At 68.7% G+C, this 18,266-nt stretch carries 11 protein-coding genes and 1 pseudogene; 5 read left to right on the top strand and 7 right to left on the bottom strand.

From position 1 onward, the window contains the following. The 3 genes from VNQ78_RS04010 to VNQ78_RS04000 form a co-directional block, all read right to left on the bottom strand. A partial coding sequence (locus VNQ78_RS04010) for a sugar ABC transporter ATP-binding protein (RefSeq protein ID WP_325686839.1) occupies positions 1 to 1,107 on the bottom strand: 1,107 nt, incomplete at its 3' end. Next, positions 1,104 to 2,198, bottom strand: a complete 1,095-nt coding sequence (locus VNQ78_RS04005; RefSeq protein ID WP_325686837.1) for a Gfo/Idh/MocA family oxidoreductase — start codon at positions 2,196 to 2,198, stop codon at positions 1,104 to 1,106. The genes VNQ78_RS04005 and VNQ78_RS04010, both read right to left, overlap by 4 nt. Continuing rightward, entirely contained in the window at positions 2,195 to 3,247 is a 1,053-nt protein-coding gene (locus tag VNQ78_RS04000; RefSeq protein WP_325686835.1) for a sugar phosphate isomerase/epimerase, read from the bottom strand. Before VNQ78_RS04000 ends, VNQ78_RS04005 begins: the two co-directional genes overlap by 4 nt. 106 nt (positions 3,248 to 3,353) lie before the next feature. Between VNQ78_RS04000 and VNQ78_RS03995 the strand changes: the two genes are divergently transcribed. After that, complete coding sequence (locus tag VNQ78_RS03995; protein ID WP_325686832.1) at positions 3,354 to 4,355, top strand: LacI family DNA-binding transcriptional regulator; 1,002 nt, start codon at positions 3,354 to 3,356, stop codon at positions 4,353 to 4,355. On the opposite strand, the gene mprF is transcribed toward VNQ78_RS03995, so the two are convergent. After that, positions 4,356 to 7,007: a bifunctional lysylphosphatidylglycerol flippase/synthetase MprF gene (mprF, locus tag VNQ78_RS03990; RefSeq protein WP_325686830.1), complete on the bottom strand. Its 2,652-nt coding sequence runs from the start codon at positions 7,005 to 7,007 to the stop codon at positions 4,356 to 4,358. 243 nt (positions 7,008 to 7,250) lie between these two features. On the opposite strand from mprF, the gene VNQ78_RS03985 reads away from it, so the two are divergent. The 4 genes from VNQ78_RS03985 to VNQ78_RS03970 all read left to right on the top strand — a co-directional run bounded on the left by VNQ78_RS03985 (position 7,251) and on the right by VNQ78_RS03970 (position 15,302). Further along, on the top strand, positions 7,251 to 8,018 hold the full coding sequence (locus VNQ78_RS03985; protein WP_325686828.1) for an SDR family NAD(P)-dependent oxidoreductase: 768 nt from the start codon (positions 7,251 to 7,253) through the stop codon (positions 8,016 to 8,018). 10 nt (positions 8,019 to 8,028) lie between these two features. After that, a complete protein-coding gene (locus VNQ78_RS03980) occupies positions 8,029 to 9,210 on the top strand; it encodes an acetyl-CoA C-acyltransferase (RefSeq protein ID WP_325686826.1) in 1,182 nt (393 codons plus the stop codon). 159 nt (positions 9,211 to 9,369) lie between these two features. Continuing rightward, the gene (locus VNQ78_RS03975; protein ID WP_325686824.1) at positions 9,370 to 14,661 is read left to right on the top strand and encodes a DUF4011 domain-containing protein; all 5,292 of its coding nucleotides are present in this window, start codon (positions 9,370 to 9,372) and stop codon (positions 14,659 to 14,661) included. Next, positions 14,658 to 15,302: a hypothetical protein gene (locus VNQ78_RS03970; protein WP_325686821.1), complete on the top strand. Its 645-nt coding sequence runs from the start codon at positions 14,658 to 14,660 to the stop codon at positions 15,300 to 15,302. The genes VNQ78_RS03975 and VNQ78_RS03970 overlap by 4 nt, the downstream gene beginning before the upstream one ends. 19 nt (positions 15,303 to 15,321) lie before the next feature. On the opposite strand, the gene VNQ78_RS03965 is transcribed toward VNQ78_RS03970, so the two are convergent. The 3 genes and pseudogenes from VNQ78_RS03965 to VNQ78_RS03955 form a co-directional block, all read right to left on the bottom strand. Continuing rightward, positions 15,322 to 16,779, bottom strand: a complete 1,458-nt coding sequence (locus VNQ78_RS03965) for an amidase (RefSeq protein ID WP_325686819.1) — start codon at positions 16,777 to 16,779, stop codon at positions 15,322 to 15,324. A gap of 70 nt (positions 16,780 to 16,849) precedes the next feature. Next, positions 16,850 to 17,779, bottom strand: coding sequence for an asparaginase domain-containing protein (locus tag VNQ78_RS03960; RefSeq protein ID WP_325686817.1), 930 nt, complete (start codon positions 17,777 to 17,779; stop codon positions 16,850 to 16,852). Positions 17,780 to 17,938: 159 nt separating this feature from the next. Beyond that, positions 17,939 to 18,266: pseudogene (locus VNQ78_RS03955) on the bottom strand (3-oxoadipyl-CoA thiolase); the annotation flags it as partial.

Below are 18,266 nucleotides of genomic sequence, written 5' to 3'. Positions count from 1 at the left end.
GGCCGCGATCTCGGCCGCGTTGTCGATCCGCCAGCCGCCGAAGCGGTCAAGCGTCGCCAGCGCCAGGTTCTCGGTCAGGCCCTTCTCCAGCAGCAGCCCGGCCTCCTTCCGGTCCTCGGTCAGATAGGCAAGACCTGTCGCGAAAGCGTCCCGCAAGGTCGAGATGGTGATCGGGCGGCCGTCGATGCGGATCCCGGCCCGCGCCGGGCGCAGCCCGACCAGCCCCTCGGCGAGTTCCGTCCGGCCCGAGCCGACCAGACCGGCGATCCCCAGAACCTCGCCCTTGCAGAGCGTCAGGTTCACCCCATGCACCTCGCCCGGCACGGTCAGGTCCGAGACCTCCAGCGCCGGTTCGTGGCCGGGATTGCCCTTCGGCGGGTAGAAATCCTCCAGCTCGCGGCCGACCATGGCATTGGCCATGCCGTGTTCGTCCAGCTCGCCCCGCAGCGCCCGCCGCACCACCCGCCCGTCGCGCAGCACCGTGATACGGTCGGCGAGGCGGTCAACCTCGTCCAGCCGGTGCGAGCAGTAGAGGATGGCGACCCCGCTCTCCCGCAGGCGGTCGATCTGCTCGTAGAGCGAGCCGACCTCGCGATGGGTCAGGACCGCGCTCGGCTCGTCCATGATCAGCACGCGGGCATTGCGCGACAATGCTTTCGCAATCTCGACCATCTGCCGGTCGGGGACGGACAGGTCGCGGATCAGCGCGTCGGGGTCGATCCGGCTGTGCAGGCGCGACAGCAGCGCCGCTGTCTCGGCCCGCATCGCGGCATGGTCCAGCCGCCACCCGCCGGGCTCGCGCCCCAGAAAGACATTCGCCGCCACCGACAGGTCGGGGGCAAGGTTGAACTCCTGATGGATGACGACGATGCCCGCCGCCTCGGCCTCCGGCCCGCTGGCAAAGCGGCGCGGTGCACCGTCCAGCAGCACCTCGCCGCTGGTCGGGTCGAGAAAGCCGCCAAGGATTTTCATGATCGTCGACTTGCCCGCGCCATTCTCGCCAATCAGCGCATGGACCTCGCCCGGCTCCAACGCCAGATCGACGTCATGCAGGACCGCGATCGGTCCGAAGCTTTTCGAGACATTGCGCAGCGCAAGGACGGTCATGTCACCACCTCGGTCCAGGCCCCGTCGCTGGCCGAAGAAGCCTGCGCCGCCGCGATGAAGCCCATCCCCGAAAGCCCCGCCGCAAGCCCCGGCACACGGTCGATCCTGCTTTCATCGCCCCGGATGATGGCGGCAATATCGGTATAGAGGTTGGCGAAACCCTCCAGATAGCCCTCCGGGTGTCCCGGCGGCGTGCGATACGAACCCGAGCGGTCCTGCGCCCGCGTCAGGATTTGCGGCGGTTCGTCCTTCAGGGTCAGGATCAGCCGCTCGCAATCCGCAAGGTGCCATTCCAGCCCCGCCTTGTCGCCAAAGACCCGGAGCGAGAGGCGGTTTTCCTGTCCGACCGCGACCTGACTGGCCCAGATGCCGCCACGCGCGCCCGAGGCATAGCGCAGCGCGACCCGCGCGTCGTCGTCGATCGGCCGTCCCGGCACCATGCTCGACAACTCGGCCGAGACATGGCTGGGTGTCTGGCCGGTGACGAACTCGGCCAGTTGCCAGGCATGGGTGCCGATATCGCCAAGCGCGCCCGCCCCGGCCTGCCTTGGATCGGTGCGCCAGTCGGCCTGCTTGTTGTGCGTCTCGTCGGAGAGCCAGCCTTGCAGGTAATCGGCCTGCACCAGCCGGATTTTGCCCAATACACCATTCGCGACCAGCGCGCGGGCCTCGCGCGCCATCGGCAGGGCGGAATAGTTGTGGGTGATGAAGAACCGCGCCTTGCTTGCCGCGGCGGCCGCCGCGATCTCGCGCGCCTGCTCGGCCGTCGCGGTCAGGGGCTTGTCGCAGATGACGTGGATGCCGGCTTCGAGGAAAGCGACGGCGGGGGCTGCGTGAATATGGTTTGGCGTGACGATCGCCACCGCCTCGATCCCGTCCTCACGCGTCGCCTCGGCACGGGCCATTTCGCGGAAATCGGCATAGCTGCGAATGCCAAACTCGGCCGCGCTGGCCTCGGCCCGCGCGGGATCGCTGCTCAGCGCGCCCGCGACCAGATGGTAATGCCCGTCCATGCGCGCGGCGATGCGATGGATGCCGCCGATGAAGGCCCCCGCGCCGCCGCCCACCATGCCCAGCCGGATCGGTTTCATAACCCCAGAGCCCTTTCGATCGCGCCCTGGTCCACGGCGCTGGCGGCAAAATCGTCGAAGGCGTGCGGCGTCACGCGGATGATATGGTCGCGCACGAAGCCCGCGCCCTCGCGCGCGCCGTCCTCGGGATGCTTCAGCGCACATTCCCATTCGACCACCGCCCAGCCGTCAAAGCCAAATTGCGTCAGTTTCGAGAAGATCGCCCCGAAATCCACCTGCCCGTCGCCGAGGCTGCGGAACCGTCCCGCGCGTTCGACCCAGGGCTGGTAGCCGCCATAGACACCCTGCCTGCCATTGGGGCGGAACTCGGCGTCCTTGACGTGGAACATGCGAATGCGATCGTGGTAGATGTCGATGTTTTGCAGGTAATCGAGCTGCTGCAGCAGGTAATGCGACGGATCATAAAGCATGTTGGCCCGCGTATGGCCGCCGACCCGGTCAAGGAACATCTCGAAGGTCACGCCGTCATGCAGATCCTCGCCCGGATGGATCTCATAGCAGATATCGACGCCCTGATCCTCGGCCAGATCCAGCAAGGGCCGCCAGCGCGCGGCCAGCGTGTCGAATGCCGTCTCAACCAGTCCCGGGGTTCGCTGCGGCCACGGGTAAAGATAGGGCCAGGCCAGCGCCCCCGAAAAGGTCGCCATGGCCTTCAGCCCAAGCTGCCCGCTGAGACGGATGGCCTTGCCGACCTGATCCACCGCCCATTCCTGCCTTGCCCGTGGATTGCCCCGCAGGTTGGCGGGCGCGAAGGCATCGAAGCCCGCGTCATAGGCCGGATGGACCGCGATCAACTGCCCCTGAAGATGGGTCGAAAGCTCGGTCACCGCGACGCCGTTATCGGCGGCGATCCCAAGGAATTCGTCGCGATAGGCCTGAGATTCCACCGCCCGGTCGAGGTCAAGGATGCGCGGGTCCAGCGTCGGAACCTGCACGCCCGCATAGCCGCAATCCGCCGCCCAGCGGGTGATGTCCTGCCAGCTGTCGAACGGCGCGCTGTCGCCGATGAACTGCGCCAGAAACAGCGCCGGCCCCTTGATCGTCCGCATGATTGTCCTCTCTCCCTCCGGGTCAGGCTGCACTGGCATGAAATCGATTGCAAGAACTTCCTTTCATGGCTTGCTGACGGGTCACCGGCTGTCCTAGTCTGCCGCCATGGAGCGACTGGCCCTTCGTGTGAAACTGGCGGATGTGGCGCGGCTGGCGGGGGTGTCGGCCTCGACCGTCAGCCGCGCGTTGTCCAATCCCGATCTGGTGGCCGAGGCCACGCGCATCGCCGTCTTCGAGGCGGTCGAGACCAGCGGATACCGGATGAACCACGCGGCGCGGAACCTGCGCAAGCAGCGGACCGGCAGCGTCGTCGCGCTGGTGCCCAATCTCGGCAACCCGTTCTTCGCGAAGATCCTCGACGGCATGGGGCGGGAACTTGCGGCGGCGGGCTATGACCTTCTGGTCGCCGATACGGTGGACCGGCAGGGGCGCCACATCGCGCTGCAGCGTTTTCTGGATCCGTCGCGCGCGGATGGGATCGTGCTGCTCGACGGGCTGGTGACGGCGGGGGATCTGGCCGGCGGCGCGGGCCTTCCCCCGGTGATCACCGCCTGCGAATGGATCGAGGACACGGACCTTCCGCGCGTGATGCTGGACAACCGGCAGGGGGGACGGCTGGCCGTCACCCATCTGCGCGAATTGGGCCACCGCCATATCGGCATCGTCGGCGGTCCGGTCGGGAATGTCCTCCACAAGGCGCGGCTTGTCGGGGCGGAAGATGCAGCCGAGGGGGTGCGGCTTACGCTGTTTCCCGGCGACTTCACCTTGCAGGCGGGACAGGCCGCGGCGCTGCAATGGCAGGCCCTGCCCGAGGTCGAGCGGCCCGGCGCGATCTTCGCCTTCTCGGACGAGATGGCCTGCGCCTTTGTCGCGACGCTCCAACGCCTCGGCTTTTCGGTTCCGGGGGACGTGTCGGTCGTCGGATTCGACGACCTCGAGCTGGTGTCCCATCTCAACCCGGCGCTGACCACGATCCGCCAGCCCAAGCGCGAGCTTGGCAAGCAGGCCGCGCGCGTCATCCTCGACCGGATCGAGGGCAGGGCGGTCGCGCCCATGACCCTGCTGGAGCCGCAGCTGATGCTGCGCGAGACGACGGCGCGGGTCTAGCTAGGTTGCGTCGCCGTTGACCGCGCTGCCGATACCGGGCTGGCGCGCGATCAGCCGCGCCGCGTCCGCCAATGGCAGAAGCGGCGGCAACGAGGTCGGCGTCGCCAGGTAATGCGGCGTCCATTGCGGGTCGAACTTGCCCTTGAAGGCGCGCAGACCCTCGAATTTGTAGAAGCTGCCGCCATGGCGGAAGATCATCGAGCCGAAGCGGTCCCAGACCCGGCGCGAGCGGTTCGGGTCCAGCCCCGCCAGCGGCGCCATCCCCAGCGAGAAGAAACGGTATCCCTGCTGGCCCAGCTCAAGCATCAGGGCGGTGAACAGATATTCCATCGTGCCGTTCGGGGCGTCCGTCCGATGCCGCATCAGGTCGATCGAGGCGGTCTCGTGCCGGTTCGTCGTCATGACATTCGCGAAGGCGATGATCCTGCCGTTCTGGCGGACCAGCGCAAGCTGCCAATGATCCAGCCATTCCGTGTCGAAGCGCCCGATGGAATAGCCCTTCTCACGCGATTTCTTCGCATGGAGCCATTCGTCCGAGATCTCGCGCAGCTTTGCGATCAGCGCGGCGTCATGGGGCGGCTGGACGATCTCGATCGAAAGGCCGTCCCGCCCGGCGCGGGCATAGGTGGTCCGCAGCCGCTTGCGCTCGGGGCCGGCAAGCGAGAAGTGCTGCAGGTCGACCACGGCTTCCTCGCCCATCTTGTGGAGCGTCATGCCAAGGTCGAGCATCAGGGGCACGTCGGCCGGACCGACCTCGTAGAAGATCGGCCTCGCGCCCGCGCGGCGGGCGGCGTCGACGAAGCTGTAGGCGACCTCCTCGCTGGGCTCGGCCTCGCCCACCGGCGGGCCATAGGCGATCCAGGACGAGCCCGCGACGCCGAACATGAGGAACGCCGCCCGGTTGTCCGAGAACATGATGGCCTTGTCTCCGGTCAGGACGAAACCCGCATCGGGATTGGCGCCCTCCATAGCGATCTGGCCGGCGGTGGCAAGGGCGCGGGCATCGGGCGGCTCGGGCCGGAAGCGCGGGATGCGCAGCAGCAGGAACAGTGCCCCGAGCCCGACCGTCAGACTGCCGAGCAGGGCCGAGCGCAGCGCGCGCGGCGCACGCTCGTCCGTGGCGAATTGCCACCACAGCTCGTTCGAATAGGGCGTTTCCTTATGGGCGAAGAACAGCACGAAGCCGAAGCCCGCCACCGCCGCGACCATCAGCGCGATCCAGCCCGGCGTCAGCGCCGAATGGGTCAGCAGCGAGCGGCGGTGGAACGCGCGCCGGAACGGCAGCAGGATCAGCACCCCCAGGACCAGCGCCGCCGCCTGCTGAAGCTCGGCCCCTTCCAGAAGGGCAAAGACCGCGCCGGTCAGCATCGCCGCGATGGTGAGCCAGAAGGCCCCGAGGCTGCGCCGCACCACGCCCAAGGACAGCACGATCAACCCCGCGCCAAGCGCGCTGCTGAGCAGGATCGAGCCCTCGACGAAGGCCAGCGGGAAGATGGATTCGGCCAGTTCCGAGGCTTCGGTCATCGGCGGCAGCAGGGCCGAGACGCTCATCCACAGGCCCGAGCCAAAGACCATCACCGCAAGAAGAAGCGGCGCCAGCGGCGAGACGGCGCGCAATGCCGGCTCGATCGAGATCAGCGCGCGTCCCAGCGCGGTGCGGGGACTGCGGCTGCCAAGCAGCCTCCAGCCCTCGTAAAGCGCCAGCAGCATGAGGGCGAGGGCGAAGGGAAAGAGGTAATAGATCAGCCGGTAAAGCAGCAACGCCGCCGCGACATTGTCGATGGGCACGTCCGATGGCATGGCGGCGATGATCACGCTCTCGAACACGCCGACCCCGCCCGGGACATGGCTGAGAACGCCCGCCATCAGCGCGGCGGCGAATACCGCGAGGAAGGTGGGAAAGCTCATCCCCGCATCGGGCAGCAGGATATAAAGCGTCAGCGCCGAGAACACGATGTCGCCAAGGCAGATGACAAGCTGGGTGCCGAGGACCGACAGGCTGGGCGCATGAAGCCGGAAACGCCCGATCCGCAGCTCGCTTCGGGTCACGGCTGCCCAGAGCAGCGGAACCGAGACCGCGCAGACTGCCGCGATCGCGAGGAGGCGGATCGTCGTCTCGGGCAAGGGCAGGATCGGACCCAGCGCGCCGGGATGGACCGCGAGGGCGGTGAACCCGATCAGCGAGGCGGCGATCCCGAAGGAGGCCGCGGTAAAGGTCGAGATCGCGGCGATATCATAGCCGTCGAGGCCGAGGCCGGAATAGACCCGCCATCGGACCGCAGCGCCCGATATGGCCGAAAGCCCGATGGTATTGCCGAAGGCATAGGCCATCAGCCCCCCGGTCATTGCGACGGGCAGCGGCAGGGGCTTGCCGATATGGCGCAAGGCCGACCAGTCATAGCCGGCAAGGAACAGATAGCCCGCCACCGTGGTCAGCAGCGCGATTCCCGTGATGTGCCAGGGCGTGTGGCGGATCTGGGCCGCGACCTCGCGGATATCGACCGGAGCCAGCAGCCTGTTCAGCGCATAAAGCCCCGCTCCGAACAGCAGGAAGGCGACGACATAGGGCAGGAATTGCCGCCAGAGGGCGGGCGGCGCGAGGTCGTCCTCGGTGGTCTGGATCGGCCCGGTTCCCATGCGGGAGATGCTCACCTTCAACGTGTTTCAAAGGGTCCGCCTGCGCTCTTGTCGGTTGAGGCGACGGATTCCATGCTCCTTAATCCAGCCGCGCCGCCCGCGAAAGGTGCAGCCGCGCGTCAGATGGCAGGTTGGCCCGGCAGTTGCAGCATGGCGACCACCCGCGGATGAGGGCCGGTCGAGGAGGAATGCCATTGTCAGCCCCGGTTCCCGCGCTACTCTGGACCGCGCCGGAGGAGCGGCGTGCGAGGAGACGCAATGCAGATAGAAGGCCAGGTGTTCGTTGTTTCCGGCGCGGGATCCGGTCTTGGCGCGGCTGTCGCCCGCATGGCCGTGGCCGCGGGCGGCAAGGTCGCGATTCTCGACGTGAATGCGGGCGCGGGCGAGGCGATGGTCGCCGAACTGGGCCCGGCGGCGCGGTTTTTCCGCACCGATGTCACCAGCGCGACCGAGGGCGAGGCCGCCATCCGCGCCGCGCTGGAAGCCTTCGGTCGGATCGACGTCGCGGTGAACTGCGCGGGCATCGCGCCCGGCGAGCGGATCGTCGGCCGCGAGGGGCCGCACGCGCTCGATAGCTTTGCCCGCGCCATCAACATCAACCTGATCGGCACCTTCAACCTGCTGCGCCTCGCCGCGAACGCGATGACCGGAAACGCACCCGGTCCGGGGGGCGAGCGCGGCGTGATCATCAACACCGCCTCGGTCGCAGCCTTTGACGGGCAGATCGGGCAGGCGGCCTATGCGGCCTCCAAGGGCGGTGTCGCAGCGCTGACACTGCCCGCCGCGCGGGAACTGGCGCGCTATGGCATCCGGGTTGTCACGATCGCGCCCGGCATTTTCGCCACGCCGATGATGGCCGGCCTGCCGCAAGAGGTGCAGGACAGCCTTGGCGGCACCGTGCCCTTCCCGCCAAGGCTGGGCCAGCCGGCGGAATATGCCGCCCTCGTCCGCCATATCGTCGAGAACCAGATGCTGAACGGAGAGGTGATCCGCCTCGACGGTGCGCTGCGCATGGCCCCCAAGTAGGGAGAGAGACATGGATCCGATCGTCATCGTCGGCAGCGCCCGCACGCCCATGGGCGGGTTTCAGGGGGAACTGGCCGGGACCGATGCCGCGACACTGGGCGCGACCGCCATCCGCGGTGCGCTGGCCGGGGCCGGCCTCGCCCCCGATGCGGTCGAGGAGGTGATCATGGGCTGCGTCCTGCCGGCGGGACAGGGGCAGGCCCCGGCGCGGCAGGCCTCGCTCGGGGCGGGCCTGCCGCTGGCGACCGGCGCGACCACGGTGAACAAGATGTGCGGCTCGGGGATGAAAGCCGCGATGCTGGCGCATGACCTGATCCTTGCCGGTTCGGCCTGGATCGCCGTCGCGGGCGGGATGGAGAGCATGTCGAACGCCCCCTACCTTCTGCCCAAGGCGCGGAGCGGCTATCGCATGGGGCACGGGCAGGTGCTGGACCACATGTTCCTCGACGGGCTGGAGGACGCCTATGACAAAGGCCGCCTGATGGGGACATTCGCCGAGGATTGCGCCGAGGCCTATCAGTTCACCCGCGAGGCGCAGGACGAGTTTGCCATCACCTCGCTCACCCGCGCCCAGAAGGCCGTGGCGGGCGGCCTTTTCGCCGCCGAGATCGCCCCGGTCCGCATTGCCACCCGCGCGGGCGAGGTGCTGGTCGATACCGATGAGCAGCCGGGCAAGGCGCGCCTCGACAAGATCCCGACCTTGCGGCCGGCGTTTCGCGAGGGGGGCACGGTCACGGCGGCGAACAGCTCCTCGATCTCGGACGGTGCGGCCGCGCTGGTCCTGATGCGCGAATCCGAGGCGCTGCTGCGCGGCCTCAGCCCGCGCGCCCGCATCCTTGGTCACGCGACCCATGCGGACCGGCCGAACCTGTTCCCGACCGCCCCGATCGGCGCGGTCCGCAAGCTGCTGGACCGGATCGGGATGGGAACCGGCGATATCGACCTTTACGAGGTTAACGAAGCCTTTGCCGTGGTCGCAATGGCCGCGATGCGCGATCTGGGCCTTGCCCATGATGTCGTCAATATCAACGGCGGCGCCTGCGCGCTGGGGCATCCGATCGGCGCCTCGGGGGCGCGGGTCATGGTGACGCTGCTCGCCGCGCTTGAGCATCACGGCCTGCGTCGGGGCGTCGCCTCGCTCTGCATCGGCGGGGGCGAGGCAACCGCGATCGCCATTGAACGGCTGGACTGACGCCGGGGGCGATCCTGCTGCATGACGTGGTCCCGGTCCGCCCTAGGGGTGGGCCGGAGCGCAGGCAATCTGGAACATGGCGCGAACATTCATTGTGGTTCCTGAATACAGGCACTATCCACAACGTGATCGAATCCAGAGACTTCCCGACTGAACTTCATGCAAGACCATCTCATTTCCCCGCTTGTCGCCGCCTCCGCCCTGATCGAGGATGTGCCGAAGCCCCGGCTCGCAGTGACGGCGGAGTTGCGCGGCAAGGTCAATTTCGCCTGCTCGCAGAACGGCACCCCGGTTTTGCGCGGGCTCCGCATCACCAACACGGGAGAGGTGGCGGCGCGCGACGTCATCCTGACCCTCACGGCCAGCCCCGCCATCCTGCGCGACAAGGAATGGCGCATTGACGAGATCGCGCCGGGGGCGGAGGTCTCGCTGACCGATCTCGACACGCCTTTGGACACGCAGCTTCTGGGCGGGCTCGATGAGGCCGAGATCGGTCAGCTTTCCTTCCGGCTGACCGTGGGGGAGGATGTCGCGGAGGAACTCCGCCAGCCCATCGAGTTGCTGGCCCGCGACGAATGGGGCGGGCTGGCCGAGATGGAAAGCATCCTTGCCGCCTTCGTCTCGCCGAACCATCCGCAGGTCGCGCGCCTCTTGAAGGACGCCGCGCTGCTGCTGGAGGGCGCTGGCCATCCGGGCGCGATCGACGGCTATCAGGCGAAGGATCCGGGGCGGGCGTGGATGGTCGCGGGCGCGATCTGGTCGGCGGCGACGGCCCTTGGCCTCAGCTATGCGGTTCCCCCCGCCTCGTTCGAGAGCCGGGGGCAAAGGGTGCGCGACCCCGAGCGCATCGTCTCGGGCGGGCTGGCGACTTGTCTCGACACCTCGCTGTTCCTCGCCGCGGCATTCGAGGCCGCGGGGCTGAACACGGCGGTCCTGTTTGCGCAGGGACACGCCTGGGTCGGGGTCTGGCTGGTTCCGAAGGATTTCGGCCAGCTTCTGGAGCCCGACGTGGTCGCGGTGCGCAAGGCTTCGGTCGCGCGGGAGTTCGTTCCGATCGAGACGACATTGCTGACCCAGCGCCCCAGCGTCGGGTTCGAGGAAGCCGTGGCCGCGGGCCGCGACCGTCTTTCCGAGGCGATGGAGGCCGACTTCCTGAAGGCCGTGGATATCAACCGCGCCCGCACGGCCCGCATCCGCCCCCTTGCCAGCCATCGCGACACGCCCGCCGTGGACGAGGACGTCGATGCGGCGGCCCCCGCCGCCCTGCCGCGCCCGCTCGACCTTGGCTTGCTGCCGGGTGAGTTGGCCGAGGAACTGCCCACCACCGCGCCGGGCCGGATCGAGCGTTGGCAGCGCAAGCTTCTGGACCTCTCGCTGGCGAACAAGCTGCTGAATTTCCGCGAGACGCGGCTGAGCGTCCCGATGATCTGCCCCGACCTCGCCGCGCTTGAGGATCAACTGGCCGGGGGCCGGTCCTATCGCCTGCTGGCGCTGCGGGTCGAGAACGTCGTCGCCGGCCGCGACCTGCCCGCCGAGGAAGCGCGGCGGGTCGAGATCGACCTTGCCCGCGATGCGCTCGGCAAGGGCCAGATCGCGGTGCCGCTTGGGGCGGATGAAATGACCGCGCGCCTGACCGAGCTGTTCCGCAAGGCGCGGAGCGACGTGCAGGAGGGTGGGACCAACACGCTTTTCCTCGCCGCTGGGTTCCTGCGCTGGAAGCGCAGCGACAGTGAGGAGCGTCATTATCGCGCGCCCCTGCTGCTGATGCCCGTCCGGCTTGAACGCCGCTCGGCCCAGTCCGAATTCCGGCTGGCCCAGATCGAGGACGAGGTGCGGATCAACGCGACCCTCCTTGAGATGCTGAAGCGCGATTTCGAACTGCGCATCCCCGAGCTTGAGGACGACCTGCCCCGTGATGGAAGCGGGCTGGACCTGCCGCGCATCTTCGACATCATCCGCCAACGGGTGCGCGATGTCGCCGGTTTCGAGCTGGTCGAGGATTGCACGCTCGCGACCTTTTCCTTTGCCAAATACCTGATGTGGAAGGATCTGGTCGACCGCGCGGCCAGCCTGCGCGAAAGCCCTCTGGTCCGGCATCTGCTGGACAGCCCGACCGAGAGTTTCGCGGGTGCTTCCGAGCCTATGCCGCATCCCTCGCGGATCGACCGTCACCATGCGCCGGCCGACCTGCTGACCCCGCTTCCGGCCGACAGCTCGCAGCTTGCGGCGGTGCTGGCCGCGGCCGAGGGTCGGGATTTCGTGCTGATCGGCCCGCCCGGCACCGGCAAGAGCCAGACGATCACCAATATCATCGCCGACCAGCTTGGCCGCGGGCGGACCGTGCTTTTTGTGGCCGAGAAGGCGGCCGCGCTGGACGTGGTCCAGCGGCGACTGGAACGGCAGGGTCTGGGCGGCGCGGTGCTGGAACTCCATTCGAACAAGTCCGACCGCAAGACGGTTCTGGCCCAGCTTGGCCGGTCATGGGACCGCGCCAGCGGCGGCGAGGACGGCGACTGGCTGCGCGTGGCGGGGGATCTGCTCTTGTCGCGCGATGAACTCAACGCCTATGTCGAGGCGCTGCACCGGCCCGGCACGCAGGGGTTCAGCGTGTTTCAAGCCATCGGCAAGGTGGTGGGCGGGCCAAGGCCGCCCATGCTGCGCTTTGCCGGCAAGGACTGCCATGATGGCGAAAGCTGGTCGCGGCTCTGCATGTTGGCGCGCAATCTCGGCCAGCGCCATGCCATCGTCGCCGACCTCGATCCGGCCGGGCCGCTGGCGCTGCTGCAACCGGCGGAATGGTCCTATGCATGGCAGGACGGCTTCCTTGACGCCACGCGCCGCTTGCGCGCCGCGCTGGATGGGGTCGAGAGCACGCGGGCGGAACTGGCGCGCGCACTGGGGCATGATGCCCGGCCGGAGGGTGGGCTGGCCGCCGCGCTGGACAGGCTGCCCGCCCAACGCCTCGGCCGGCCGGGGGTCGAGGCTGCGACGCTGGCCGCACCCGGACCCCTGCGCGATGCGGCGGGCGCCTTGCGGGACATGATCGCCGATTGCCGGAAGGCGCGTGCCGGTCTTGCCGCGAGCTATGCCGACGAGACGATCGCGGGGATGCCGCTTGAGGCGCTGGAACTGCAATGGCGCGAGGCGCAGACGAAGTTCTGGCCGCTGAGTGCGCTTGCGCAGTCGCGCCTGAGGAAGCTCCTCCAGACCTATGCCAGTGCAGGTTCCGCCGACCCTGCGACGGATATCGCCGCGCTGCGTCGCCTTGCCCCCTTGTTGCCGCAAATCGCGGCCTCGCCCCTCGCCCCGCTTTCGGCCTTTGCCGGAGAGGCGACGGATCCCGACGCGATCGACGCGGCGCTGGATGCGGGCGAGGCCTATCTGGCGCTGGAGGAGGGGTTGGTTCTGGTCGGCCTTTCCGCCGCCGCACTGGCATCGCGTCGTGCGGACCTGAGCGCGGCGGATGGTGGCGAATTTGCCCCCCTGCTGCGCCGGCTGGAGGAAGCGCAGGCTTCGCTTGCCGCCGCGCGGGCCGGCTTCGACCTTGCGGGTGGCGATACGACGGGGCAATCCGACCTGCCGGAAATGCTGGCGGGGATCGAGGCGATGGCGCCCCGTTTCGCCGACTGGATGAAATGGCTGGACGTGCGCCAGCAGGCCGAGGCCGCGGGCCTTGGTCCTCTGGTCGAGGCGATCCTTTCCGGTGATTGCGCCGAAGACCCGGAGGCCGCGTTCGAGCGCGGCTATATGGCGTGGTGGCTGCGTCTTGCGATCGACGCCTCGCCCGAATTGCGCGGTTTCGCGCATTGGGAGCATGACGCGCTGATCCGGCGCTTTCGCGAACTGGACCAGTCGTTGACCGAACTTGCCTCGGCCGAGGTCATGCGCCGCCTTGGCAACGACCTGCCCGCGCGGGACAGCGTGCCGCGCCGGTCGGAACTGGGCGCGCTGCGCCACCAGCTTGGCCTTCAGCGCCCGACGGCCAGCATCCGCAGCCTGATCGGGCAGATGCCGGAAAACTTCCCGAGGCTTGCGCCTTGCGTGCTGATGTCGCCGCTTTCGGTCGCGCAATACCTGCCGCCCGGACAGGCGCAATTCGATCTGGTGATCTTTGACGAGGCCTCGCAGATCTCGACCTGGGATGCGATCGGCGCGATTGCGCGGGGGCGTCAGGCGATCATCGTCGGCGATCCGAAGCAGCTTCCCCCGACCAATTTCTTCGGGCGCAGCGACGACGGCGAGGATCAGGCCGAGATTGCCGAGCATGAGCGCGACATGCCCTCGATCCTCGACGAGGTCAGCGCGGCGGGTATCCCCACGCATCGCCTGAACTGGCACTATCGCAGCCGGGACGAGGCGCTGATCGCGTTTTCGAACCACAACTATTACGACGGCAGGCTGGTCACTTTCCCCTCGCCCGAAGCCACGGGGCAGGCGGTGCGGCTCCACCGGGTAAAGGGCACCTATCAGCGCGGCCAGCGGCGCACCAACCCCGAGGAGGCGCGCGCCATCGTCGCCGCGATCGGGCTGAGGCTGCGCGACTGGCTGACCCTGCCCGAGGCCGAGCGGCCGACGCTGGGGGTCATCACCTTCAACAGCCAGCAGCAGGGGCTGATCCTCGACCTGCTCGATGCCGAGAGGAAGGCCGCGCCGGAGCTCGAATGGTTCTTCTCGGACGAGCGCGAGGAGCCGGTGATCGTCAAGAACCTGGAAAACATCCAGGGGGACGAGCGCGACGTGATGCTGTTCTCGATCACCTTCGGACCGGACCCGGCGGGCAAGATCTCGATGAGCTTCGGGGCCTTGAACAACGAAGGGGGCGAGCGGCGGTTGAACGTCGCGGCGACCCGCGCGCGGGCCGAGCTGCATGTCTTCAGCTCGATCACGGCGGATCAGATCGACCTTGGCCGGACGCGGGCGCGGGGGGTGCGCGACCTGAAGGCGTTCCTCGATTTTGCCGAGCGGGGCGCGGTCGCGCTCTCGGCGCAGGACCAAGGCTCGCTCGGCGGGGTGGAATCTCCATTCGAGGCGGCGGTGCGCGATGCGCTTGCGGTCATGGGCTGGGAGGTTCACAGCCAGATCGGTGTCTCGGGCTTTCGCATCGACCTTGGCGTGCGCCACCCCGACCGGGCGGGGGCATGGCTTGCCGGGATCGAATGCGACGGCGCGGCCTATCACAGCGCGGCGACCGCGCGGGACCGCGACCGGATCCGGCAGGCGGTTCTGGAGGGGCTGGGCTGGACGATCCTGCGCATCTGGTCGACCGACTGGTTCCGCCAGCCGCGTGAAACGGCGGCGCGGATCGACGCCGCCCTGCGCGAGCGGCTGGAGGAGGACCGCGCCCGGCGTCTTGAAGAAGGCGTCGAAGATGCCGGAATGGGGCTACAACACGCGCCCGATCCGGGCCAAGCTGAGCCGCGAGACGAAGCTTCAGGAGGAACAGCCGCGTGACCGACACCCTTTCACCCGATCCGACCGATGCGGACCTGCTGGACCGTTGGGCGCGTATCCCGGTCCCGGTGATCGTCGATCTTGCGCCAGAATGCCAGATCGACATCGCGCTGCGCCCGCTGAAGCCGCGGGGCGCGCAGCCGGCGCTGTTCGGGCGGGCGGTCACTGCCCTCTGCCAGCCGCCCGATTTCGGCGCGGTGCTGCGCGCGATCGGGACGATGCGCCGGGGCGACGTGCTGGTCATCGCGGCAGGCGGGGCTGATGATTACGCGATGATCGGGGACGTTCTGGGCGGACACCTGCACCGGATCGGCGCGGCGGGCATCGTCTGCGACGGCGCGGTCCGCGACACGGGCGCGCTGGCCGGCATGGCCGGGCTTTCGGTCTATTCCCGCCACGTCAACCCGCGCGGCCCTGTCGGCGCGGCGCTGGGGCAGCCGAACGTGCCCGTCACCATCGGTGGCTGCCGCGTCGCGCCGGGCGACATCATCATCGGAGATGATGACGGTCTGGCCGCGCTGACGCCCCGGCACCTGAAGGAGCTGATCGGGAAGGCCGAGGCGAAGCTGGCGCTGGAGGCAGAATGGATCCGCCGCCTCGCCTCGGACGAGCCGATCGGGCAGATTTTCGGCCTTTCCTGAAAGCTGCTGCCCCGCCTGTTCAGGCCAGCAGCGGGTTCCGCCGCGCCGTATAGGGCTGGACCCGGTCATAGGCATGGCCCAGTTCCAGAACCGCGCGATCCGCAAGATGCGGCGCCATGATCTGCAGGCCCATCGCCGCGCCCGAGGGGCCGAAGCCCGCCGGAACCGCAAGGACCGGGATACCGGCGAGGCTGCCGGGAATGACCACCTCCATCCAGCGGTGATAGGTGTCCATTACCCGGCCCCCGACCTCGCGCGGCCATGGCTCGCGGGCGTCGAAGGGAAAGAGCTGCGCCGTCGGCAGCACGAGGAAATCATGCGTGCGGTAAAGGCCGCGCAGGTGGTTGAACCACGCGCTGCGCTCGACCGAGGCGGCATGGACCTGCATCGCGGTCAGGTTGCGCCCGCGCTCGATCTCCCAGATTGCTTCGGGTTTCAGCAGGTCGCGCGTCGCGGGATCGTCGTAAAGTGCGCCGAGCTTTCCGGCGACCAGCCAGCTTCTGAGCGTGATCCACGCGTCCCAGAGGCGCTCCATCGCAAAGCCGGTGCTGGCGGGCTCGACCACGCAGCCCAGCGTCTCGAAATGGGCCAGCGCCGCCTCGCAGGTCTCCAGAACGCCCGGTTCGGTCGCAAGGTAGCCGCCCAGATCGCCCAGCCAGCCGATCCGCTTGCCCTTGACCTCGGCATCCAGCGGGCGGGCGAATTCCTCGCCATCACCGATCAGGGACAGCGGGTCGCGCGGATCGTGCCCGGCCTGTGTCGCGAGCAACATCGCGAGGTCCGCGACATTGCGCGCCATCGGCCCGTCGCCGCTGAGCTGGTTCAGATACAGCTCCGGCCCCGCCGAGGGCACCCGCCCGAAGGAGGGGCGGAAGCCATAGACATTGTTCCAGCCCGCCGGGTTGCGCAGCGATCCCATCATGTCGCTGCCATCCGCCACCGGCAGCATCCCGGTGGCAAGCGCGACGGCCGCGCCCCCGGAACTGCCCCCGGCGCTGAGCCTTGTGTCCCAGGCGTTCAGCGTCGTGCCGAAGACCGGGTTGTAGCTATGCGAGCCGAGGCCGAATTCCGGCGTGTTGGTCTTGCCGATCAGGATTGCACCAGCGGCGCGGATGCGCTCGACCTGGATCGCATCGGCATGGGGAATGCGATCCTTCATCGCGGGCGAGCCCATGACCGTGAGAATACCGGCCGTATCGCTCAGATCCTTCGGCGCCTGCGGCAGCCCATGCAGCCACCCGCGCGAGCGTCCGGCGGCAAGATCGGCATCGGCGGCCCGCGCCTCGGCCATCAGCTTCTCGCGCGGGCGCAACGAGATGATGGCGTTGAAACGCGGGTTCAGCCGTTCGATACGGTCGAGATGGGCCGCCATGACCTCGGCGCAGGAGAGCTTGCCCGCATGAATCGACCTGCTGAGGTCGAGGGCCGTCCGGCCGGTGATCTGGTCGTCGGACGGGGTGGCGATCGCGGTCGTCATGGCAGGTTTCCTCGGGCCTTGGCTGTTCCGGCGGGCAGCACAGCAAAATTTGCCGGCCGCGACAAGCGGATCAGCCGAAGGCCCGCGCGATCGTGTCGGCGTCGCAGCCATTCGCGATCAGCGCGGCCAGAAGGATGCGCGCCTGTCCGGGCCGCAGCAGGCTGGAATGCACCGCGCCCGCCTGCCGCAGATCGTGGCCCCCGCCACCGCCACCATAGGCGGGCGCGAGTCTGCCCTGCGGCACACGGCTGCTGACGACGACCGGAACGCCCGCGGCATGGGCGCGGGCCACCGCCGCCACGACCTCGGGCGTCGCATTCCCTGAACCGAGCGCGGCGAGGATGATCCCCCTCGCGCCCGCGTCGAGGCTCGCGTCCAGATGGAGTGCATCCCCGCCCGGATGAATGGCGACGATATCGACGCGGGTGCCATCGACCGGACGGGACAGGGGCGGGCGGGGGGCGGCCTCCGCCTCGGGGTCCGCAAGGTTGAAGGCGTCGACCCGGTCCGCGACCGCCTTGTAGAGCCCCCATGCTGGCAATTCGCGCCCGCCAAAGACCAGCCGCACGCCGCTGCCCCGATTGGCCGCATGAAGCGCGGATTCAAGATTGCCGGGACCGTCCGCGCGCGGGCTGTCGGCCGGGAACTGCGCCCCGGTCAGGATCACCGGCTTGCCGCCGCCATGCTGGAGATGCAGCAGCAGCGCGGTTTCCTCCATCGCGTCGGTGCCATGCAGGATGACGACGCCAGCGATGGCCTGATCGGCAAGCTCGCGCCCGACGGTGTCGCTGATCCGCTGCATGTCGCCCAGCGTCAGGCACGAGGAATCCTTGGCCAGAAGCTCGATCACGCGCAGATCCATGGGCATCGGCGGCAGCAGGTCAAGCAGATCCTGCCCGTCCAGACTGGGACGCGCGGCGCCGGATTCGTCCTTGCGGCTGGCGATGGTGCCTCCGGTCGCGATGACGGCGACCAGCGGCTTTTCCTCGGGGGTCGTCACGGGCGGCACTCCTTCTCTCGGCGGGGCATTGCCCGCCGGCCATGACTGGAACGATGATCGGAATCGCGCCCGCTGTCCATGTCCCGCGCGGACATTGAAAATCCGCCGCAGCGCGGGGCTGCGGCGGATGATCTTCTGCTCAGCGACCGGAAGGGGCGATCACACCCGCTCGAGCGCGATGGCGATGCCTTGGCCGACGCCGATGCACATGGTCGAGAGCGAGCGTTTGCCGCCGTTCAGCTGCAACTCCAGCGCGGCGCTGCCGGTGATCCGCGCCCCGGACATGCCGAGGGGATGGCCAAGCGCAATGGCGCCGCCATTCGGGTTCACGCGCGCGTCGTCGTCCGCGATGCCAAGGTCGCGCAGCGTCGCGAGGCCCTGGGCGGCAAAGGCCTCGTTCAGCTCGATCACGTCGAAATCGGCTTGCGTGAGGCCCAGCCGCGCCATCAGCTTCTTCGACGCCGGCGCCGGGCCGATGCCCATGATC

Origin of the sequence: Paracoccus sp. (in: a-proteobacteria), from assembly GCF_035556475.1 — a bacterium.
GTDB lineage: Bacteria > Pseudomonadota > Alphaproteobacteria > Rhodobacterales > Rhodobacteraceae > Paracoccus.
The sequence above is the reverse complement of the archived record's forward strand: the minus strand, read 5'-3'. Positions and strand labels throughout refer to the sequence as shown.

Coding starts and splice junctions, on each gene's coding strand:
- VNQ78_RS04005 (WP_325686837.1), bottom strand. CDS start 2,198: ATGAAACCGATCCGGCTGGGCATGGTGGGCGGCGGCGCGGGGGCCTTC.
- VNQ78_RS04000 (WP_325686835.1), bottom strand. CDS start 3,247: ATGCGGACGATCAAGGGGCCGGCGCTGTTTCTGGCGCAGTTCATCGGC.
- VNQ78_RS03995 (WP_325686832.1), top strand. CDS start 3,354: ATGGAGCGACTGGCCCTTCGTGTGAAACTGGCGGATGTGGCGCGGCTG.
- VNQ78_RS03985 (WP_325686828.1), top strand. CDS start 7,251: ATGCAGATAGAAGGCCAGGTGTTCGTTGTTTCCGGCGCGGGATCCGGT.
- VNQ78_RS03980 (WP_325686826.1), top strand. CDS start 8,029: ATGGATCCGATCGTCATCGTCGGCAGCGCCCGCACGCCCATGGGCGGG.
- VNQ78_RS03975 (WP_325686824.1), top strand. CDS start 9,370: ATGCAAGACCATCTCATTTCCCCGCTTGTCGCCGCCTCCGCCCTGATC.
- VNQ78_RS03965 (WP_325686819.1), bottom strand. CDS start 16,779: ATGACGACCGCGATCGCCACCCCGTCCGACGACCAGATCACCGGCCGG.